Raw genomic sequence first — 22,621 nt, forward strand, 5'->3', positions numbered from 1 at the left:
AAATGACGACCATGACCGACCACTTCGACGACACGACCTTCCCGCTGAGCCCCGAACAACGCGCCGTGCCGGCCGATGCGCCGCGCCTGCTGCTGCGCGCCGACATCGAGGGCGGGCTCGACGCTGCGCGCCTGCGCGACGTGGTGGCGCGCGTGCTGGGTGCGCACGGTGCCTTGTGCAGCGCCATCCGCGCGGTGCCGGGCTACCGGGGGCTGCGCCAGCAGTACAACGAGGGCATGGCGCCGTTGGCCTGGAGGAATGCCGATCTGCGCGATGCGCCCGAATCTGCGGTCATCGAATGGCTGGCGAACCTGCAAGCCACGCCGCTGGACATCGCGCGCGGCGAGATGGTCCATGCCGGGCTCGCACGCACCGGTGAAGCGCGTCACACGTTGGCGCTTTCCGTGCATGCCTGGGTTGGCGACCGGGGCAGCCTGCAACATCTGTTCGACCAGATCGCCACGGCCTTCGCTGACGAAAACGCTTTCGATGCCGCCGAGGTGTTCCCGTATGCACGCTTCGTGACTTGGCGCCAGGACCTGCTCGATGGCGAAGACGCTGCCGAGGGACGCGCCTACTGGCATCGCTACCTCGCGCAGGCCGCCACGCTCACGCCGCCGCGCCTCGTCGGTCGGCAAGCTGCTGCCTCCCAGCAGGCTGTGCGCGTGCGTGCTGACGAACCTGTCGACGCCACTTTCGCGGGCCGCATCGCCGCCTGCGCCGACACACTGGGCGCACAGCCCGACACGTTGTTGCAGGCCGTCTGGTGGCTGCTGATCGCGCGCCTGGACGGCACCGGCCGTTTCATCGCCGGCTGGCAGCACGACTGCCGCCGCGACTACCCGCCGATGCAAGGTGCAGTCGGCGTGTTCGACAAGGTGCTGCCGCTCATCGTCGAGACCGCGCCCGAGACGCGCTTTGGCGACTGGTTCGACAACGTCGACGGCACGCTGGCCGCGCATGTCGAGGCGCAGGAATACTGGGCCGTCGAGGAGCCACCCATCGCCGCGCACCTCGCGGTCGGCTTCGCGTGCCACGAACGGCCGCGCCGTCACGGCGCGGATCCGCAATGGCAACTGGCTGCGCTGCCGGGGCCGCTGCCGACGTTCGAACTCGCCCTGCAGGTCGCATGGGACGTCGACGGTGCCGCGCTCTCGGTGCATGCCGCTGCGGCGCGCCACAGCGAGATGGCGGTGCAGCGCCTGCTGATGCAATACCTCTGCCTGCTGGACGCCGTGGTCGAACGCCCCGACGCCGCGCTCGGCGCGCTGCCGCTGGTCGGTGCGCGCGAGCGCGAGCTGCTGCTGCAGTCGCAAGAGGCCGTGGCCGATGTCGGCACGCAGACGGTCACCCAGCGCATCGCCCACTGGGCCGTCGAAACGCCCGATGCGCCCGCACTAGAAGCAGGCGACCAGCGCCTGAGCTACCGCGAACTCGACCAGCGCATCGGTCGCATCGCCCGCTGGCTGCAAGGGCAGGGCGTGGTGCCGGGCACCATCGTCGCGCTGAACCTGCCGCGTGCGCTCGACCTGCCGGTGGCGATCCTCGCCGTCTGGCGCGCGGGCGCCGCCTACCTGCCGCTCGACCCCGACTGGCCCGAGGCGCGCCGCGCGGCGGTGCTGGCCGATGCGAAGCCGTTGTTCACCATCGACGCGGCGTTGCCCGATGCGGCCACGCTGCCCGAAGCACAAGCCGCATCGCACATCGCCGCACCGAACGACCTCGCCTACGTGCTCTACACCTCCGGCTCCACCGGCACGCCCAAGGGCGTGGCCGTCGAGCAGGGCCAGCTGCAGAATTACGTGGCAACCGCCTCGGCCGCGATGCAGCTCGACACCTGCCGCCGCTGGGCGCTCACCAGCTCGGTGGCGGCCGACCTGGGCAACACCGCGCTGTTCGGCGCGTTCCACAACGGCGCCTGCCTCGTCGTGGCGGCGCCGCACGAGGCCAAGGACGCCGAGGCCTTCGCGCGCTTCATGCGCACACACGCCATCGACGCACTGAAGATCGTGCCCTCGCACCTCGAGGCGCTGCTCGAAAGCGCCACGCCCTGCCTGCCGCGCACGCTGGTGCTCGGCGGCGAGGCCGCGCCGCGCGCGCTGGTCGAGCGCATCGCGCGGCTGGCGCCGCAGTGCGCCATCTACAACCACTACGGGCCGACCGAGGCCACGGTCGGCGTCATGGTGCATGCCGTCGAACCCGGCGCGCCCGTGCCCGAACAGCTGCCGCTGACGCGCGTGCTCGCGAACAACCGCGTGCGCGTGCTCGATGCATCGCGCGGCCTCGTGCCGGCGGGCGGGCTGGGCGAGGTGTACATCGGCGGGGCGCAGCTGTGCCACGGCTACCTGAACCGCGCGAACGCTGACGTGTTCGTCGCCGACCCGTTCCGCGCCGGTGAGCGCCTCTATCGCACGGGCGACCTCGCGTGGGTGCTACCCGAAGGCGGCCTGCGGCTTGCGGGGCGCGCGGACCACCAGGTGAAGGTCCACGGCTACCGCGTCGAGCCGGCCGAGGTCGAGGCGGCGCTGCTGGCGCGGCCCGGCGTGCGCCAGGCCGTGGTGCTGGCCGTGCCCGATGCGGCCGGCGCGACCACGCTCGCCGCCTTCTTCGTCGGCGACAGCGAGGCGGCCGACGGCCGCGCGCTGCGCGAACAGCTCGCCGCGCTGCTGCCCGCGCACATGGTGCCCGCGCGCTGCACGGCCGTGAGCGCCTTCGCGCGCCTGCCGAACGGCAAGATCGACCGGCTCGCGCTGGCGGCCTCGGCCCCGGCCGAAGCGCCACGGCGTGCAGTGAAGGCCCCGCGCGACGCGCTCGAAGCGCTGCTTGCCGACGGCATGGCCACGCTGCTGGGCAGCGGCCCGGTCGGCGTGGAAGACGACTTCTTCGAACTCGGCGGCCACTCGCTGCAGGTCATCAAGCTGGTGGCGCGCATCCGCAAGCTGCTGCAGGTCGAGGTGGCGGCCGGCGTGGTGTTCGACCACCCGACGCCCGCGGCGCTCGCCGCCGTGCTGCGCGAGGCCAGCGTCGACGCGGCCGCACTCGAAAATCTGGCGCAGACGCACCGGCAGCGCGACCTCGCCGACGAATCCGTGGGCGAGGCCGCATGAGCATCGCCATGGACGAGATCACCCGCACCGTGCACGACGGCCAGGCGGTGCCGCTGTCGTATGCGCAGGAGCAGCTGTGCTTCCTGCAGAAGCTGGAGCCTGGGCTCACGGCCTACAACCTGCCGCGCGTGTTCCGGCTGACCGGCGCGCTCGACGCCGATGCGCTGGCGCGCGCGTTCCAGGCGGTCGTTGCGCGCCACGCGATCCTGCGCACGCACTTCATCGAGCACGACGGCGTGCCGATGCAGGTGGTGCAGGCCGAAGTGCCGTTCGCGCTGGAGCGCATCGACCTCGCGGACCAGGGTGCCGACGCGCAGCAGGCCGCTGTCGATTCGCTCGTGCGCCGCACCGCGACGCATGTGTTCGACCTGGGCCGCGCGCCCGCGCTGGTGGCCCGGCTCGCAAAGCTCGCAGACGATCGGCATGTGCTGGCCGTCTGCCTGCACCACATCGTCTCCGACGCCTGGTCGAACCCGATCCTGGCGCGCGACCTCGGCGCGGCCTATGCGCTGGCGCTGCGCAGCGAGGGCCCGGTGCAGCTGCCGCCACCGCCCGTGCAGTACGCCGACTTTGCCGTGTGGCAACGCGCCCGCGTGCAGGGCGGGGCGCTCGCGCCGCAGCTCGCGCACTGGAACCGCCACCTCGGCGACGAGGTGCCGTCGCTCGATCTGCCCACCGACCGCGCGCGCCCCGCGCAACAGACCTTCGCCGGCACCGCGCTCGGCTTCGAGCTGCCGCCGGCTCTGGCGGCAGCGCTGCAGACCTTCTGCCGCGCCGAACGCTGCACGCCGTTCGTGGTGCTGCTCGCGGCCTGGCAGGTGCTGCTGTCGCGCTGCAGCGGGCAGGACGATTTCGCCATCGGCGTGCCCAACGCAGGCCGCCACCGCGAGGAGGTGCAGGACCTGCTGGGCTTCTTCATCACCACGCAGGTGTTCCGTGCGCGGCTCGCGCCCCGGCGCACGCTGCGCGAGGTGTGCCGCCAGGTGCGTGCCGATGCGCTGGCCGCGCTTGACCATGCCGACCTGCCGTTCGAGGTGCTGCTGGCCAGCCGCAAGGACCGCCGCGACCCCGCGCGCAGCCCGCTGTTCCAGGCCATGTTCGGCGTGCAGATGGCCGGCGAGGCCGTCGCGCTCGACTTCGCCGGCGTGCGCGCCGAGCTGCAAGAGTTCGACGACGCGGGCGCCAAGTTCGACCTGTCGCTGGACTTCTACATCGACCCGCACGGCGTGCGCGGCCGGCTCGAATACAACACGGACCTGTTCGACGCCACGACCGCGCAGCGCCTGGTGCGCGCCTACCAGCGCGTGCTGCAGGCGATGTCGGACGACCCCGACCGCGTGCTCGCGAACCTCGTGCTCACCGACGCGGACGACGAAGCGCGGCTGCGCGCGTGGAGCGAGAACCTGCCGCACCGCCCGTACACGCAGCCCGTGCACCAGCGGATCGAAGCGCAGGCGCGCGAGCGGCCCGAGGCGGTCGCGCTGGTGTTCGGCGACACGGTGCTGCGCTACGGCGAACTCGACGCGCGCGCCAACGCGCTGGCCCATCACCTGATCGGCCTCGGTGTACGGCCCGACATGCCCGTGGGCATCGCCGCCGAGCGCAGCCTCGAGATGGTGGTGGGGCTGCTGGCGATCCTGAAGGCCGGCGGCGCCTATGTGCCCATCGACCCCGAGCTGCCGCGCGAGCGCATCGCCTACATGCTGGAAGACAGCGGCGTGACGCTGCTGCTCACGCAATCGCATCTGCGCGAGGCGCTGCCGGTCGCGGCGCACGTGCAGGTGCTCGCGCTCGATGCGCTCGACCTGTCGGCCGAATCCACCGCCTGCCCGCAGGTCGCGCTGCATGGCGAGAACCTCGCCTACGTGATCTTCACCTCGGGCTCCACGGGCCGCCCCAAGGGCGCGGCCAACCGCCACAACGCGCTCTACAACCGTCTGGCCTGGATGCAGGACGCCTACGCGTTGAACCATGGCGACACCGTGCTGCAGAAGACGCCGTTCGGCTTCGACGTGTCGGTGTGGGAGTTCTTCTGGCCGCTGATGCAGGGCGCGCGCCTTGTCGTGGCCGCGCCTGGCGACCATCGCGAGCCGGCACGGCTGGTCGAACTGATCCGCACGCACGGCGTGACCACGCTGCATTTCGTGCCCTCGATGCTGCAGGCCTTCCTGGCGCACGACGGCATCGAGGCCTGCACCAGCCTGCGGCGCATCGTCTGCAGCGGCGAGGCGCTGCCCGCCGAGGCGCAGGCGAAGGTGTTCGAGCGCCTGCCGGGCGCAGGGCTGTACAACCTCTACGGCCCGACCGAGGCGGCCATCGACGTGACGCACTGGACCTGCCGCGCCGACGGGCTGAACCATGTCGCCATCGGCCGCCCCATCGCGGGCTGCAAGACCTACGTGCTCGACGCGGGCCTGAACCCGGTGCCGCCGGGCGTGGGCGGCGAGCTGTACCTGGGTGGCATCGGCCTGGCGCGCGGCTACCTGCACCGGCTGGGCCTCACGGCCGAGCGCTTCGTCGCCGACCCCTTCAGCGACAGCGGCGAGCGGCTGTACCGCACGGGCGATCTCGTGCGCTGGCGCGACGACGGCCAGCTGGCCTACCTGGGCCGCATCGACCACCAGGTGAAGGTGCGGGGCTTCCGCATCGAGCTCGGCGAGATCGAGGCGCAGTTGCTGGCGCAGCCGCGGGTGCGCGAGGCCGTGGTGGTGGCCGACGAAGGACCGGGTGGCACGCGGTTGATCGGCTACGTGTCGCCGCAGCCCGGTGCGGTGGTGGACGCGGCCGTGCTCAAGGCGCGCCTGGCCGAGGTGCTGCCCGAGTACATGGTGCCGGCGCTGCTGTGCGTGCTGGCGGCCCTGCCGCTCAACGCCAACGGGAAGATCGACCGCAAGTCGCTGCCCAAGCCCGAGCGCAGCGGGGCGCAGGCCTACGAGGCGCCCGAGGGCGTGGTCGAGCAGGCGCTCGCCACGGTCTGGGCCGAGGTGCTCGGCCTGCCGCGCGTGGGCCGGCAGGACAACTTCTTCGAACTCGGTGGTGATTCGATCCTGAGCCTGCAGATCGTGTCGCGGCTGCGCACGGCGGGCTGGAAGCTCACGCCGCGCCAGATGTTCGAGCGCCAGACCATCGCCGGGCAGGCGGCCGTGGCCGAGCCCGTGGGCGCGGCGGTGCAGGCCGAGCAGACCGCAGCCGAAGGCGAGGTGCCGCTGCTGCCGTTCCAGGCCGCGTTCTTCGAGGCCGACATGCCCGAGCGCCACCACTGGAACCAGTCGCTGCTGGTGCAAGGCCGCGAGCCGCTGGCGGTGCCCGCGCTCGAAGCCGCGCTGGCGGCCGTGGTGCAGCACCACGATGCTTTCCGCCTGCGCTTCCATCGCGCGGCCGATGGCCGCTGGCAACAGGCCTACGAGGCCTTGCCGGCGCGCTGGCGCGAGGAATGGCTCTGGGTGCGCGATGCAGCGAACCCCGCGCAGATCGCCGCGCTGTGCGACGAGGCGCAGCACAGCCTCGACCTCGCGCATGGACCGCTGCTTCGCCCGCTGGTCATCCGCCTGCCCGGCGGCGACTGGCGCCTGCTGCTGGCGGCGCACCACCTCGTGGTCGATGGCGTGTCGTGGCGCATCGTGCTCGACGACCTGGCCACCGCGTACGCGCAGTGCCGCGACGGCCGACCGGTCGTGCTGCCGCCGAAGAGCGCCAGCCTGCAGGCCTGGGCGCGCGCGTTGCAGAGCGAAGCTGCCGCGATGGATGGCGAACTCGCGCACTGGCAGGCCTTCGCCGACGTGCCGGTCGCGCTGCCCTGCGCGCGGCCCGAGGGCGTGAACACCGTGGCGCGCCGCGCCAGCATCGCGTGGCAGCTCGACCGCGCGCGCACGCAGGAACTGCTCAAGGCAGCACCGGCCGCCTACCGCACGCAGGTCAACGACCTGCTGCTGACCGCGCTCGGGCGCGCGCTGTGCGGCTGGAGCGGGCACGCGCAGCTCGCGATCCTGCTCGAAGGGCACGGCCGCGAAGACATCCTCCCCGCGCAGAAGGCGCTCGACCTGTCGCGCACCACCGGCTGGTTCACCAGCCTGTTCCCCGTGCGGCTCGATCCGCTGGGCGCGTGGGGTGATGCGATCAAGCGCGTGAAGGAAGACCTGCGCAGCGTGCCGCAACGCGGTCTCGGCCATGGCGTGCTGAGGCACCTGGGCACGGACGCACAGCAGCAGGCGCTGCGCGCATTGCCGCGTCCGCAGCTGGTCTTCAACTACCTGGGGCAGGTCGACAGTGCGCCCGAGGCCGTATGGTCGCTCGCGACCGAAGACGCGGGCGAGCCCGTCGCGGCGAGCGCGCCGCTGCTGCACGAATTCAGCGTCAACGCGCAGGTGCGCGACGGTGCGTTGCAACTGACGGTGGACTTCAGCGCGGCGCGGCATGCGCAAGAGGACGTGCAGGGCTGGATGAACCGCTTCGGTGACGAACTCGAGGCGCTGATCGCGCACTGCACGTCGGGCGCTTCCGGTGTCACGCCGTCGGACTTTCCGCTGGCCGGGCTCGACGCCGCGCAGCTCGACGCACTGCCGCTGTCCGTGGCACACCTCGAAGACCTCTATCCGTTGTCGCCGATGCAGTCCGGCATGCTGTTCCACAGCCTGGTCGATGCGCAGGGCGAGGCTTACATCAATCAGCTGTGCATGGACATCGACGGCCTCGATGCCGAGCGCTTCCGCGCCGCATGGCAGCGCGTGCTCGCGCGCCACGAGATCCTGCGCAGCGGCTTCCTGGCCGACGGCGCCATGCCGCTGCAATGGGTGGCGCGCAGTGCCGAGATGCCGTGGGCCGAGCAAGACCTGCGCGAGAGCGCCGATGTGCCAGGTGCACTGGCGCGGTTGGCCGCCTCGCAGCGCGCGAGCGGCTTCGACCTCGCGCGCCCGCCGCTCATGCGCATCGCGCTGGCCCGCACGCAGGCGCAGCGCCATCACCTCGTGTGGACCTGCCACCATCTGCTGCTCGACGGCTGGAGCGTGGCGCAGCTGCTGGCCGAAGTGCTGCGCAGCTACGCGGGGCAGGCCGGCGAGCCCGCACCCGGACGCTTCCGCGACCACATCGCGTGGCTCGCGGCGCGCGACGCGCAGGCCGGCGAGGCGCACTGGCGCCGCGTGCTGGCCGGCGTGGAAGAACCGACGCGCCTGGCGACCGCGCTGGTGCAGCCGGTGCCACCGCGCCCCGGCAAGGCCCGCCAGCGCCTGGCCTTCGACACCGAAACCACGCGCATCCTGCGCGAAGCCGCGCGCACCGCGCACGTCACGCTCAACACGGTCGTGCAGGCCGCCTGGGCGCTGCTGCTGGGCCAGCGCACGCGCAACGGAACCGTCGTGTTCGGCGCCACCGTCGCCGGCCGCAACGCCGAGATGCCGGGCGCCGAGCGCATGCTGGGCCTGTTCATCAACACGCTGCCCGTGGTCGGGCGCCTGCGGCCCGGCCAGCCCGTGGGCGAGTGGTTGCGCGAACTGCAGGCGGCGCAGGTCGCGTCGCGCGAACACGAGCACACGCCGCTGCACGAGATCCAGGCCTGGGCTGGGCAGGGCGGGCAGGGCTTGTTCGACACGCTGGTGGTGTTCGAGAACTACCCGGTCGATGCGGCCTTGCGCGGCGACGCTGCGGCGGGCCTCCGCTTCGGTGCGGTGCGCACGCAGGAAGAAACCTCGTACCCGCTGACGCTGATGGTGCACGACGATGCGGCGCTGCACATCGACCTCGTGCATGCGCTCGACGTGTGCGACGACGCGCAGGCCGCGGCGCTCGTGGGCCAGTTGCGCGCGGCGCTGCTGGCGCTCGCCGGCGATGCGGCGCAGGCCGTGGACCAGCTGACGCTGACCGATGCGACCGAGCGCGAGCGGTTGTCGTCATGGTCGCGCGGTGCATTCGCACCGCAGGCGGTCGTGCCCGTGCACCACCTCATCGAACAGCAGGCGAAGGCGAACCCCGACGCGCTGGCGCTCGTCACGGCCGAGCATCGCCTCACCTACGCCGCACTCAATCGCCTCGCCAACCGCTGGGCGCACCGGCTGATCGCGCAGGGCGTGCGCCCCGACATGCCGGTTGCGATCGCGGTCGATCGCTCGGCCGAAACCGTCGTCGGCCTGCTCGCCGTGCTCAAGGCCGGCGGCGCCTATGTGCCGCTCGACCCGGCGTTCCCGCCCGAGCGACTCGCCTACATGGTCGAGGACAGCGGCGCCTCGCTGCTGCTCACGCGCCGCGCGCTGATGCCGCGCCTGCCCGACGCAGCGAGCGTGCAGCGGCTGGCGTTCGACCTCGACGCGGCCGACGACGGCATGGCCGCCTGGCCCGACCACGACCCGGCGGTGCCGGTGCATGGCGAGCAGCTGGCCTATGTGCTCTACACCTCGGGCTCCACCGGCCGCCCCAAGGGCGTGGCGATGCGTCACGACGCGGTCGCGCGTCTCATCGCGTGGCAGCTGCAACGTCTGCCGGGCGCGAGCCGCACGTTGCTGTTCGCCTCGCCGTGCTTCGACGTGGCGTTCCAGGAAATGGTCAGCGGGCTGGCCGGCGGCGGCTGCCTCGTGCAGACCACCGATGCGCAGCGGCTCGACCTCGACGCGCTGGAAGACCTGGTGCACAGAGAAGGCGTCGAACGCATGTTCCTCACCTTCTCGGTGCTGCAGCATTTCGCCGAGCAGTCGCTGGCCTCGGGCCGCCGGCTGCCGGCGCTGCGCCAGGTCATCACCGCGGGCGAGCAGCTCAAGCGCACGCCCGCGCTGGCCGAGTGGCTGGCGCGCGAGCCGCAGTGCCAGCTCATCAACCAGTACGGGCCGACCGAGACGCATGTGGTGAGCGAGTTCGTGCTCGACGGCGCAGGCGACGAAGACCTGCCGCCCATCGGCACGCCCGCATCGAGCGCGCGGCTGCGTGTGCTCGACGCGCAACTGAACCCCGTGCCTGTCGGCGTGGCCGGCGAGCTGTGCGTGGGCGCCGAGGTGCTGGCGCGCGGCTACCTGCACCGCGCCGGCCTGACGGCGCAGCGCTTTGTCGCCGACCCGTTCGATGCGAACGGCGGGCGGCTCTACCGCACCGGCGACCTCGTGCGCTGGCGCGATGACGGCCAGCTCGAGTACCTCGGCCGGCTCGATCACCAGGTGAAGGTGCGGGGATTCCGCATCGAACTCGGCGAGGTCGAGTCGCAGCTGCTCGCGCAACCCGGCGTGCGCCAGGCCCTGGTGCTGGCGCAGGAAGGGCCGGGCGGTGCGCGGCTGGTGGCCTATGCGGCCGGCGCCGAAGGCCAGCCGCTGCGCCCCGCGGCGCTGCGTGCGGGGCTGGCGGCGGCGCTGCCCGACTACATGGTGCCGAGCGTCATCGTGGCGATGCCGCAGGGGCTGCCGCTGAACGCCAACGGCAAGGTCGATCGGCAGGCGCTGCCACCGCCCGAGGCCGCGGAAGCGCGCGCCCACGTGCCGCCGCAGGGCGCCACCGAAACCGCGCTGGCCGGCCTCTGGGCCCAGGTGCTGGGGCTGTCGCGCGTGGGACGCGGCGACAACTTCTTCGAGCTCGGCGGGCATTCGCTCGCGGTGCTCAAGCTGCGCCAGCAGGTCAAGGCGCAGATGGGCATCGACCTGCCGCTGCAGCGTTACTTCGAGCTGCCCGACCTGGCGGCCTGCGCGCAGGCGCTCGACGCGCAAGGGCCGGCGCAGGCGCAGCAGGCCGCGCAGGCCGAGAGCGATCTCGATCGCATGGATGCATTGTTGGAAAGTCTGGGGGGTTGAGTGAGCAGTAGCGAACGCAGTAGGGCCATCGCCCAACGGCTGGCGGGTTTGCCGCCGGCGCGGCAGAAGGAATTCATCGCCGCGTTGCGTGCGCAGGGCATCGATTTCGGCCGCCTGCCGATCGTGCCCGACCCGGCCGCCGTGCCGGGTGCGCCGCGGCCCGCCTCGTACGCGCAGGCGCGCCAGTGGTTCCTCTGGCAGATGGACCCCGAAAGCACCGCGCAGCACATCACGGCCGCGCTCACGCTGCACGGCGTGCTCGACCACGCGGCGCTGCGTGCGAGCCTGCAGGCGCTGGTGGTGCGGCATCCGTCGCTGCGCACGCGCTTCGGCGTGAGCGACGACGGCGTGCCGCAGCAGACGGTGTCGTCCGAGGCGGTGCTCGACCTGCGCGAAGCCGATCTTCGCGCCCACCCCGCGCAGGTGCGCGACGAGGTCACGCGCCTCGTGCGCACGCCCTTTGACCTCGCGCGCGGCCCGCTGCTGCGCGTGGGCCTGCTGCGCACCGGCGAGACCGCGCACTTGCTGGTGCTGGTGATGCACCACATCGTGTCCGACGGCTGGTCGATGCAGCTGCTGGTCGACGACTTCGGCGCGCTGTACCAGGCGCACCGTCAAGGGAACGACGCCGCCGTGTCGCCCGCGCCCGCCCTGCAGTACGCCGACTACGCCGCCTGGCAGCGCCACTGGCTCGAAGCAGGCGAGGGCGAACGCCAGCTCGCCTACTGGACCGAACGCCTGGGTGGCGAACAGCCGCTGCTGCAACTGCCCGCCGACCGCGCGCGTCCGCCGCAGGGGCCGTACCTGGCCGCGCGCCGCCGGCTCGACCTGCCGGGCGAGCTGGCACAGGCGCTGCGCCGCCGCGCGAGCGCCGAGGGCGCGACGCTCTTCATGGTGCTGCTGGCCGGCTTCCAGGTGCTGCTGCACCGCTACACGGGCCAGGGCGACATCCGGCTCGGCGTGCCCGTGGCCAACCGCGACCGGCCCGAGACGGCCGGCATCCTCGGCCTGTTCGTCAACACGCAGGTGCTGCGCGCCGAGCTGGCCGGCCACACCACGCTGGCCCAGGTACTGGCGCAGGCGCGCGAGGCGGCGCTGGGCGCGCAGGCGCACCAGGACCTGCCGTTCGAACAGCTGGTCGAGGCGCTGCAGCCCGAGCGCAGCCTGAGCCACCCGCCACTGTTCCAGGTGATCTTCAACCACCGGCAGCAGGACCTGGGCGCGCTCGACCGGCTTGAAGGCCTGCGCATCGAACCCTGCGAACTCGATGAACAGGCGGCGCCTTTCGAACTCGCGCTCGACACGCTGGAGCAGGCCGACGGCACGCTCGGCCTGAGCTTCACGTACGCCCGCGCGATCTTCGAGTCCGCCACCATCGAGCGCATGGCCGCGCACTACGTCGCGGTGCTGCGCCAGCTGGCCGACGACCCTTCGCGCACGCTGCGCGAGGTGGCGCTGCTCGGCCCGCAGGAACACGCCCAGCTGCGCGAATGGGGCGAGGGCCGGGACACGGCCTGGGACGAGGTGCCCGTGCACCGCCTCGTCGAGCGCCAGGCCGCGTTGCGGCCCGAGGCCACGGCGCTGATCGTCGATGGCGTGCCGATGCGCTTCCGAGACTTCGATCGGCGTGCCAACCGGCTCGCGCACGCCCTCATCGCGCAGGGCGTGCGGCCCGAGGACCGCATCGGCCTCGCGGTGGAGCGCTCGCCCGAGATGGTGGTGGCGCTGCTCGGCGTGCTGAAGGCGGGCGCGGCCTATGTGCCGCTCGACCCCGACTACCCGCCCGAGCGGCTCGACTTCATGGCGGCCGACAGCGGCGTGCGGCTGCTGCTCACGCAGGCGCGCGTGCGGGAACGGCTGGGCGCATCGATGCAGGCGCTGCCCGCGCTGCTGCTCGACGGCGGCGTGCTCGACAGCGGCCCCGAAGACGCACCCGATGTCGCGGTGCATCCCGAGCACCTGGCCTACGTGATCTACACCTCGGGCTCCACCGGCCAGCCCAAGGGCGTGGCCGTGGCGCATGGCCCGTTGAGCATGCACATCCAGACCATCGGCCGCGCCTACGGCATGACGCCGGAGGACCGCGAGCTGCAGTTCGCATCGATCAACTTCGACGGCGCGCACGAGCGCATCTGGACGCCGCTGGCCTTTGGCGCCACGCTGATGCCGCGCAGCCAGGAGCTGTGGACCGTGCACCGCAGCCGCGAAGAGATGCAGCGCCACGGCATCACCGTCGCGTGCTTCACGCCGGGCTACCTGCAGCAGATGGCCGACGAACTCGGCGAGGAAGGGCGCGTGCTCACGCTGCGTTCGTACACCGTGGGCGGCGAGGCCATGGGCCGCGTGGCCTGCGAGCGCGTGATGCAGACCCTGCAGCCGCCACGCCTCATCAATGGTTACGGCCCGACCGAGACGGTGATCACGCCAACGATCGCCAAAGCCTATGCCGGCACTGCTTTCGACGCCGCCTACCTGCCCATCGGCGCGCCCGTGGGCGACCGCCGCGCCGTGGTGCTCGACACCGACATGAACCTGGTGCCGCCCGGCATGGCCGGCGAGCTGTACCTGGGCGGTTCGGGCCTGGCGCGCGGCTACCTGAACCGCGCAGGCCTGAGCGCCGAGCGCTTCGTGGCCGATCCCTTCGACACCGCGGGCGGGCGCCTGTACCGCACCGGCGACCTCGTGCGCTGGCGCGCCGACGGTCAGCTCGAGTACCTGGGGCGGCTCGATCACCAGGTGAAGGTGCGCGGTTTTCGCATCGAACTCGGTGAGGTCGAGGCGCGGCTGCGCGCGCAGCCCGGCGTGCGCGAGGCTGTGGTGGTCGCGCGCCACCGTGCGGGCGGCGCGCTGCTGCTGGCCTACGTGTCGAGCCTCGATGCGCAGCGCCCGGTCGAGGCCTTCACGCTGCGCGATGGGCTGGCGCAGGTGCTGCCCGAGTACATGGTGCCCTCGGCGATCACCGTGCTCGCGGCGCTGCCGCTGAACGCCAACGGCAAGGTCGACCGCGGGGCGCTGCCCGAGCCCGTGTTCGCTGCGGCGGCCAACACCTGGGAAGCGCCGCAAGGTGCGGCCGAGGAGGCGATGGCTACGGTGTGGGCCGAGGTGCTGGGCGCGCCGCGCGTGGGCCGCAACGACAACTTCTTCGAACTCGGCGGCCATTCGCTGCTGGCCATGCAACTGCTCGAGCGGCTGCGCCGGCAGGGCTTCGGTGCGCAGGTGCGCACGCTGTTCCAGAACCCGCGCTTCGCCGACTTCGCGCGCGCCACGCTGGAAGCCGGTGCCGCGCCGCGCCCGGCGCCGGTGGTGCCCGACAACGCGATCCCCGACGGCTGCACGCGGCTCACGCCGCAGATGCTGCCGCTGGTGACGCTCGACGACGCGCAGCTGCGCCGCATCGAGGCCGCTGTGCCCGGCGGCGCGGCCAACATCCAGGACATCTACCCGCTCGCGCCGCTGCAGGAAGGCCTGCTGTTCCACCACCTGATGCAGGCCGAGGGCGACGTCTATGTGCAGTCGCTGCAGATGCGCTTCGACAGCGAGGCCCGGCTCCATGCGTTCATGGACTGCCTGAACCGCGTCATCGCGCGCCACGACATGCTGCGCACGGCGGTGCTGTGGGAAGGGCTGGCGGAGCCGGTGCAGGTGGTGCACCGCCATGCACCCGCCGAGATCGAATGGCTGGCTATCGACGCCGCCGCGGGCGATGTCGCCGCGCAACTCGAAGCCCATGTGCGCCCCGGCCACTACCGCCTCGACGTGCGCCGCGCGCCCATGCTGCGCGCCATCGCCGCGCACGATGCGGCGGGCGGCGGCTGGCTGTTGCAGTTGCCAAGCCACCACCTGGCGCTCGACCATGTCTCGCGCGACCTGCTGGTCGAGGAGATCACGCTGCTGCTGCAGGGCCGCGCCGACGCGCTGCCCCCACCCGTACCGTTCCGCAGCTTCGTCGCGCAGGCGCGGCTCGGCGCCGACGTGGCCGAGCAGGAGACTTTCTTTCGCCGCATGCTCGGCGACGTGCGCGAACCGACCGCGCCCTTCGACCTGTTCGATGCGCGCGGCGACGGCACGGCCGTGGAAGAAGCGCACCTCGAACTCGACGCGGCGCTGGCGCAGGCCGTGCGCACGCAGGCGCAGCGCAGCGGCGTGAGCGCGGCCACGCTGTTCCACCTGGCATGGGCGCTGGTGCTGGCCAAGACCACGGGCAAGGACGACGTGGTGTTTGGCACCGTGCTGTTCGGCCGGCTCGCGGGCGGCGAGGGCGCGGGGCGCGCGCTCGGCATGATGATCAACACGCTGCCGCTGCGCGTGACGCTGGGCCGCAGCCATGCACTGGCCTGCGTGCGCCAGACCCACGCCGCGCTGGCCGGCCTGCTGCACCACGAGCACGCGAGCCTGTCGCTCGCGCAGCGCTGCAGCGCGGTGCCCAAGGGCACGCCGCTGTTTTCGACGCTGCTGAACTACCGCTATGTGGCGCAGGCGCCCGAGGCGGGTGCCGATGCCGGCGGCTGGGAGGGCATCGAGACGCTCGGCGCGCAGGAGCGCTCCAACTACGCCTTCGCGCTGTCGGTGAACGAACGCGCCGACGGCTTCGCGCTGACCGCGCAGGTCGATGCATCGGTTGGCGCCGCGCGCGTGTGCCAGTACATGCACGACGCGGTGCGCCGCGTGGCCGACGACCTCGCGCACGCGGCCACGCACCCCGTCGTGGCCTTCGATCTGCACACCGCCGACGAGGCGCAGCGCCTGCAGGCCTGGGGCGTGAACGCGCCCGCCTACCAAGACACCGCGCCGGTGCATGTGCTGGTCGCGCGCCAGGCCGCGCTGCGGCCCGAGGCCACGGCGCTGATCTTCGGCGAACGCACACTGAGCTACGCCGCGCTGGAGGCGCGCGCCAACCGGCTGGCGCACCACCTCGTGCGCGCGGGCGTGCGGCCCGAAGTGCGCGTGGGCCTCGCGGTGCGGCGTTCGGCCGACATGGTCGTGGCGCTGCTCGCGATCCTGAAGGCCGGCGGCGCCTACGTGCCGCTCGACCCGGCCTACCCGCCGCAGCGGCTGGCGTACATGGTGGAAGACAGCGGCGTCGCGCTGCTGCTGGCCGACGATGCCGTGGTGCTGGACCGCATCGGCATGCCCGGTGTGAAGGCGCTGACGCTCGACACGCTCGACCTGTCGGACGGCCCGTCGCACGACCCCGGCGTGGCGGTGCACCGCGACCACCTGGCCTATGTGATCTACACCTCAGGCTCGACCGGCAAGCCCAAGGGCGTGGCCGTGGCGCACGGCCCGCTGGCCATGCATGTGCAGTCGATTGGCGAGGCCTACGGCATGACGCCGGAGGACCGCGAGCTGCAGTTCGCGTCGATCAACTTCGACGGCGCGCACGAGCGCACCTGGGTGCCGCTGGCCTTCGGCGCGGCGCTGATGCCGCGCGACGAAGAGGTCTGGCCGGTGGAGCGCACCTGCGCCGAAATTGCCCGCCACGGCATCACGATTGCCTGCTTCACGCCCGGCTACCTGCACCAGATGGCCGAGCTGATGGGCGAGGCCGCGAGCCGGCTGCCGATCCGCTCCTACACCGTGGGCGGCGAGGCGATGCCGCGCACCAGCTTCGCGCTGGTGCAGTCGGTGCTGAAGCCGCCGCGCATCGTCAACGGTTATGGGCCGACCGAGACGGTGATCACGCCGATGATCGCCAAGGCCGCGCCGGGCGAGGGTTTCGACGCGGCCTACATGCCCATCGGCCGCCTCGTCGGCGACCGCACGGCCTACGTGCTCGACGGCGCCATGAACCAGGTGCCGCCCGGCGTGGCCGGCGAGCTGTACCTCGGCGGCGACGGCCTGGCGCGCGGCTACCTGCAGCGCGCGGGCCTGAGCGCCGAACGCTTCGTGGCCGACCCCTTCGGCGCGCCGGGCGGTCGGCTCTACCGCACGGGCGACCTCGTGCGCTGGGAGGCCGACGGGCAGATGGCGTACCTCGGGCGCATCGACCACCAGGTGAAGATCCGCGGCTTTCGCATCGAACTGGGCGAGATCGAGGCGCAGCTGCTGGCGCTGCCGCAGGTGCGCGAGGCCGTGGTCGTCGCCAGCCAGGGCGCGGGCGGCGCGCGGCTGGTGGCGTATGTGTCGCCGTTGGCGGGCGAGCGCATCGAGCCGGCGCGGCTGCGTGCCGGCCTCGCGGCGCTGCTGCCCGAGCACATGGTGCCGGCGGCCATCGTCGTGCTCGACACGCTGCCGCTCAACATGAGCGGCAAGGTCGATCGCCATGCGCTGCCGGCGCCGGTGTTCGCCGGCGGCGACGGCTACGACGCGCCGCGCGGCAGCGCCGAGCAGGCGCTCGCGCGCATCTGGTCCGAGGTGCTGGGCGTGGCACGCGTGGGCCGCGACGACAACTTCTTCGAACTCGGCGGCGATTCGCTGCTGAGCCTGAAGGTGATGGCGCAGGCACGGCGCCTGGGCCTGCCGGCGCTCGATCTGAAGCTGCACGACTTCCTGCGCACGCCGACCATCGCGGGGCTGCTGGGCGGGCGTGCAGACGCGCCGCCGCTGGTCGCCCTGAACGCCGTGGTGCCCGTTGCGGCGCCGCTGTTCTGCCTGCATGCCGCGCTGGGCACGGTGTACGACTACGCGCCGCTGGCGCGCCGTCTGCAGGGCGTGCGCACCGTGTACGGCCTGCCGTGCCGCATGCTCGCCGATCCCGCGCACCGCGACGTGTCGCTGGCGCGCATGGCCGACGACTACGCCCGCATGGTCCGTGGCGTGCAGCCGCAGGGGCCGTACCACCTGCTGGGCTGGTCGCTCGGCGGCGCGCTCGCGGCGGCCGTGGCCGCGCGGCTCGAAGCAGAAGGGCAGGCCGTGGCGTTCCTCGGCCTGGTCGATCCCTACGTGCCCGAGCCCGACGCGCCCCTGCAGACGGTGGACGACGACGGCCGCCGCGACTTCGCTGACTTCGTCGCCTCGGCCTGGCCGGCGGCGCGCCTCGACGGGCTGCTCGACATCGACGACTTCGTCTGCGACGAGGCGACGGTCGCCGCGCTGATCGCCCTGGGGCGTGCCAAGGCGCAGGCCCGCGGCGACGCGCTGGAGATGCCGGCGCACGCGAACCTGCCCGACGACGAACTGGCCCGCATCTTCCTCGTGAGCCAGCAGCTGAAGGCGATCGAGACCGAGGCGCTCGTGCCGCTGCGTTGCCACGCCGAGTGCTGGTGGATCGCGCGGCGCCCGGCGGCGGACCGCGCCGCGCTCGCGCTGCAGCTGGGGCGGCCGGACCTCGCGAGCGCTGCGGCGCTCGACGAGGACCACCACGCGATCCTGCGCAGCCCGGTGTTGTTGACGCAACTGGGCGAGCGACTGGGCGAGGCCGAAGTCCTCGCGGCCTGACGCCCGGGCATAAAAAAACGCACGACCCGGAAGCCGGGTCGTGCGTCAAGGGCACCTTCTGCCGGTGCCGCCCTAAGTCAATTCGTTGGTGCGTGTCAGAGCTTGTAGCTGAGCTTCAGCCAGGCGTTGCGCGGGTTGCCCTGCGTGTAGCCGTTGTAGGCGCCCAGGCCGTTGTAATAGCGCTTGTCGCCGAGGTTCTCGATGTGCAGCGAGGCGCTCAGGCGGTTGTTGATGTCGTAGCGCGCCATCAGGCCGAACAGCGTCAGGCCGCCTTGCGAGGCGCGGCCGAGTTCGTTGAACTCGTCGTAGTAGATGCCGCTCTGGTAGCTCACGCTGCCGCCGATGGTGAGCTTGCTCCACTCGCCCGGCAGGCGGTAGCTGGTGGCCACCCGGAACAGGCGGCGCGGGTACTGCGGGTTCAGCAGCACGCCGTCGGCATCGCGCTTGGCGTGGTAGGTGTAGCCCGCAAGCATCTGCAGGCCCGGCAGCACTTCGCCGGCGGCGGTGAGTTCGAAGCCCTTGCTCTTGGCGCCCTGCACCGCGCGGTACGGAATGCCGCCGTCGGGCAGCAGCGAGCCGGCGCCGGTGTCGATCACGGCCAGGTTGGTCTCGCGCGTCTTGAAGATCGCGGCGCTGGTGTTGAGCTTGCCGCCGAAGTGCTCGCCCTTCAGGCCCAGCTCGATGTTCTTGCCGCGCTGCGGCGCGATGAGCGAGTTGTTGCGGTCGCGCACCGTGTTGGGCTGGAAGATGTCGGTGTAGCTGCCGTACAGCGAGAGTTCCTTGCTCACGTCGAACACCACGCCCAGGTAGGGCGTGACCACGCCGTTCTCGCGCATCGAACTCACGCCGGTGCGCCGCCAGGTGGTCCAGTCGAGCGTGGACGCATCGGATTTGTACCAGGTGCCGCGCGCGCCGACGATCAGCGACAGCGGCTCGGCCAGCTTCAGCCGGGTCGAGGCGTAGATGGCTTTCTCGGTGGTGTTCAGCGGCGCCGTGTACAGCGGGTACGAGAAGGAGGTCGGCTCGGGGAAGCTCTGCAGCTGGTAGAAGTTCAGCGGCCGGCGGTCGATCATGCGCGGCACGGCGCCACGCGTGTAGACCGTGGCGTCGTAGGTGTTGTAGCTCATGCCCACCACGGCCTCGTGCGTCTGGCCGAAGGCCTCGAACGGGCCCTTCAGGTGCACGTCGAGGGCCTTGTTGGCGCCTTCGGCGGGGTTCTCGCGGATGTCGATGGTGGAGGCGCCGGTGCGTGCGTTGATCGCGCGGTAGATGCTCAGGTCGCCCGAGGCGCGCTCGCGCTTGCTCTTGAGGTAGCTGGCGTCCACCTTGAGTTGCCAGCCCGCGCCCAGGCGCTGGTCGAGGTTGGCGAACAGCTTGTCGGAGTACATGTCCCAGTAGCTCCACGGGGCGCTGGAGTTGAATGAGCGCGGCAGGTTCGTGCGCTGGCCGTTGCTGAAGAACAGCGGGCTCTGGCCGTAGTTGGCGCCGTCGATGGCGGTCTTCTGGTGCTCGAAGCCCACCGACAGGCGCGAACCCGCCGCGAGGTCGACTTCGAGAATGCCGTACAGCGCGTCTTCGCTGCGCTTCTTGTTCTCGATGAAGCTCTTGCCGTCGGTGCGCGAGGCCATGAAGCGGCCGCGCACGGTGCCGTCGGCGTTGAGGGGGCCGCCCACGTCGATTTCCGCGTTGTAGCGGCTCCAGCTGCCGATGCCGCCCGAGATGTGGCCGGCGAATTCGGAAGTCGGGCGCTTGCGCACGAGGTTGATGGCGCCGCCGGGCGAGCCCACGCCGTTGAGCAGGCCAGCCGCGCCGCGGATCACTTCGACGCGGTCGTAGAAGGCGGTGCTGATCATGCTCGACTCGCCGGCCACGCTGTTGAAGCCCAGCGTGGGCACGCCGTCGATCATGGTGCTCAGGGCGAAGCCGCGCGAGGAGAAGGTCACGCGCTCGTCGTTGCGGTCGGCCACGATGCCGGGCGTCTGGCGCAGCACGTCTTCGAGGGTGACGAGGTTCTGGTCGTCGATCTGCTGGCGGCCGATGACGCTGACCGACTGCGGCGTTTCGCGCAGCGACAGGTCCATGCGCGTGGCACCGGCGGCGGCGCGCGTGGTGTACGAGCCCGTGCCTTCGGTGGTGCCGTCGGTGGCGGCCTGCGCGGCCACGGTCACGGCCGGCAGCGTGGACGCGCCGGCCGTGCTCTGGCGCTGGATGGTGACGCGCGTGGGGCCGTTGCGCACCGCCACGAGGCCGCTGCCGGCCAGCAGGCGGTCGAGCGCCTGCTGGAAGCTCAGGCGGCCCGACACGGCCGGTGCGGCCAGGCCCGAGACCACGTCACCGGCGGCGAGCACCTGCACGCCGGTCTGGCGCGACAGCTCGTTGAGCGCGGCGCCCAGCGGCTGGGCGGGGACGTTGATGTCGCGTGCTTGTGCAGCGGCCTGGTCGGCGCCCTGGGCGGCGGCGAGGCCGCTCCAGCTGGCAAGGGCGGTTCCGAAGGCAGCGGCAAGCGCGGCGCTCAGGAGTCGGTGGCGAGGCGAGAAACGCATGGGTGAAGGCTCCAGACAAATAAATCGGTGCGGCATGAAAACGGGGCGCGCCGCAGCCGTCGATCGGATGCGGGGTGCTTCTGGATGTAAGACGTTTGAACTCGAAAAAGAGAGACAGGCCCGTGACAAGGCATCGGCCGCCGCGTCGATGCGGGTCGAAAAACGAGCGGGAAAAGGAGCAGCGCGCCCGTGGGCACGCCCGGGTCAGCGCGCCTGCAGGCGCACGCTGCCGTCGGGCCGGGCCACCGCCACCAGCGGCAGGATGGCCGGCAGCGCGTCGAGCAGGCCGGCCGAGTCGTTGGTCCGAAAGCGCCCCGAGAGCCGCATCGCGTCGATGCGGGCGTCGGCGCCGACGATGGGCGCGCTGCGGTAGCTGTTGACCGCGGCCAGCGCGTCGCCCAGCGGCGTGTTGTCGAACACCAGCCAGCCGTCGCGCCAGGCCGAGAGGGCGGCGGTGTCGGCCTGGCGCACTGGGTCGGCGTGGCCGTCGCGCACCTCGAGCATGTCGCCGGCGCGCAGGTCGACCACTTCGCCGCTGCGTTCGGTACCGGCGTGGCGCAGCACCTGCACGCGCACATGGCCGTGCTCGACGCCCACGGTGATCGGGCCGCCGCGGTCGCGCACGGTGAAGGCGGTGCCGACCACTTCGATGATCGCCTCGCGCGTGCGCACCACGAAGGGCCGCTCGGCGTCGGGCGCCACGTCGAAGCGGACCTCGCCGCGCGCCATGTCGATCATCCGGCGGCGGCGGTAGAGCGTGACGTCGACGGCGCTCTGGGGCGCGAGGTCGAGGCGGCTGCCGGCCGAGGCATCGGCGGCATCGGCCAGCGTGACCTTGAGCATCCGCGCGTTCGGTGTGCGGTACGTCGCCTGGAACACCGGCTGCTGCCAGTACCACTGCACGCCGCGCCCGGCGACCACGCCGGCGCCGAGCAGCCCGGCGACCGACAGCAGCATCTTGCGGCGCGAGGGGTTGCGCGGGGCCGGTGCGGGCACGGGCTCGTCGAAGTGCGCGCGCAGGTCGTCGGCCATGCCGCCCAGGGCGTTCCAGCGCTCGCGCGCCTCGCGCACGGCGGCGGCGTGTTCGGGCGAGCGGGTGCGCCACTGGTCGAGCGCGAGCCGGGCGCTGTTGGCGGCCGGGCTCGGCGGCGCGATCTCGTCCTCGACGATGAGCGCGAGCGCGCGTTCGATCAGCCGTTCACGCGGAACGACCGCTGTGGCCGCACGGCTCATGAAAAGTCTTCGGCCAGTGCGGTGTCGAAACCGGCGTGGCTGTTCACCGCCTGCGGCTCGATCAGTTCCTGGCGCAGCTCGGCGAACACGCGCGAGCAGTCGATGGTGGCGCGCAGCAGGTGCTTGGCGACCGCCATCTCGGTGATGCCCAGGCGCTGCGCGATCTCGGCGCGCGAGTGGCCGTAGGCGCGGAACAGCAGGAACACCTCGCGCCGGCGCGGCGGCAGCTGTTCCATGGTTTCCACCACGCGGCGCAGCACGCGGTGCTGGGCCACAACGTATTCGGACGAGGGGGCCGTGAGGTGCGTGCCCACGACGGCATGCGAGACGGCCCACTCCTGCGCCACCTTGCGGTGGCGGGCTTCGTCGATGCACAGGTTGCGCGCCACGCGGAACAGCAGGGCGCGCGGCGACTCGATGGCGGCGCCGTCACGCAGGCCGAGGGTGTGCGTGTACACCCGCTCGAAGCTGGACTGCGCGATGTCGGCCGCATGGTGCGGGTCGCGCAGGTCGCGCGTGAGCTGCCGGCGCAAGTCCGCGTAGTGAGACACAAGTTCCTGGACGAGGTCGCGCATCCGGTCGCCTTCTCGCAAGCATCGAC

General features: G+C 72.2%; 6 protein-coding genes. 3 read left to right on the plus strand and 3 right to left on the minus strand.

Annotated elements, in window-relative coordinates; all coding sequences use genetic code 11:
• The first annotated feature begins 2 nt into the window (after nt 1-2).
• Genes VHAB30_RS03795 through VHAB30_RS03805 form a run of 3 tightly spaced genes read left to right on the plus strand, consistent with a single transcriptional unit; the run spans nt 3 to nt 18,244 of the window.
• Complete coding sequence (locus tag VHAB30_RS03795) at nt 3-3,107, plus strand: non-ribosomal peptide synthetase (protein ID WP_235926425.1); 3,105 nt, start codon at nt 3-5, stop codon at nt 3,105-3,107.
• Nucleotides 3,104-10,867 (plus strand): non-ribosomal peptide synthetase, encoded by a 7,764-nt coding sequence (locus VHAB30_RS03800; RefSeq protein ID WP_159275877.1) that lies wholly within the window; start codon nt 3,104-3,106, stop codon nt 10,865-10,867. The genes VHAB30_RS03795 and VHAB30_RS03800 overlap by 4 nt, the downstream gene beginning before the upstream one ends.
• On the plus strand, nt 10,868-18,244 hold the full coding sequence (locus VHAB30_RS03805; protein ID WP_235926427.1) for a non-ribosomal peptide synthetase: 7,377 nt from the start codon (nt 10,868-10,870) through the stop codon (nt 18,242-18,244).
• 95 nt (nt 18,245-18,339) lie between these two features.
• Here VHAB30_RS03805 and VHAB30_RS03810 read toward each other — a convergent pair whose 3' ends face one another.
• From VHAB30_RS03810 to VHAB30_RS03820, 3 genes are all read right to left on the minus strand, one after another.
• A complete protein-coding gene (locus tag VHAB30_RS03810; RefSeq protein WP_159275878.1) occupies nt 18,340-20,787 on the minus strand; it encodes a TonB-dependent siderophore receptor in 2,448 nt (815 codons plus the stop codon).
• Nucleotides 20,788-20,991: 204 nt separating this feature from the next.
• Nucleotides 20,992-22,020 carry a FecR family protein gene (locus tag VHAB30_RS03815; RefSeq protein ID WP_159275879.1) on the minus strand — a complete coding sequence of 343 codons (1,029 nt, stop codon included), beginning with the start codon at nt 22,018-22,020 and terminating at the stop codon, nt 20,992-20,994.
• Nucleotides 22,017-22,595: an RNA polymerase sigma factor gene (locus VHAB30_RS03820; protein ID WP_159275880.1), complete on the minus strand. Its 579-nt coding sequence runs from the start codon at nt 22,593-22,595 to the stop codon at nt 22,017-22,019. Before VHAB30_RS03820 ends, VHAB30_RS03815 begins: the two co-directional genes overlap by 4 nt.
• Between the last annotated feature and the right edge of the window lie 26 nt (nt 22,596-22,621).

It is taken from the genome of Variovorax boronicumulans (assembly GCF_009811375.1).
Taxonomy (GTDB): domain Bacteria; phylum Pseudomonadota; class Gammaproteobacteria; order Burkholderiales; family Burkholderiaceae_C; genus Variovorax; species Variovorax boronicumulans.

Excerpts from the sequence above, each read along its gene's own strand:
- VHAB30_RS03795 (WP_235926425.1), top strand. The coding sequence starts at position 3 with ATGACGACCATGACCGACCACTTCGACGACACGACCTTCCCGCTGAGC.
- VHAB30_RS03800 (WP_159275877.1), top strand. The coding sequence starts at position 3,104 with ATGAGCATCGCCATGGACGAGATCACCCGCACCGTGCACGACGGCCAG.
- VHAB30_RS03810 (WP_159275878.1), bottom strand. The coding sequence starts at position 20,787 with ATGCGTTTCTCGCCTCGCCACCGACTCCTGAGCGCCGCGCTTGCCGCT.
- VHAB30_RS03815 (WP_159275879.1), bottom strand. The coding sequence starts at position 22,020 with ATGAGCCGTGCGGCCACAGCGGTCGTTCCGCGTGAACGGCTGATCGAA.
- VHAB30_RS03820 (WP_159275880.1), bottom strand. The coding sequence starts at position 22,595 with ATGCGCGACCTCGTCCAGGAACTTGTGTCTCACTACGCGGACTTGCGC.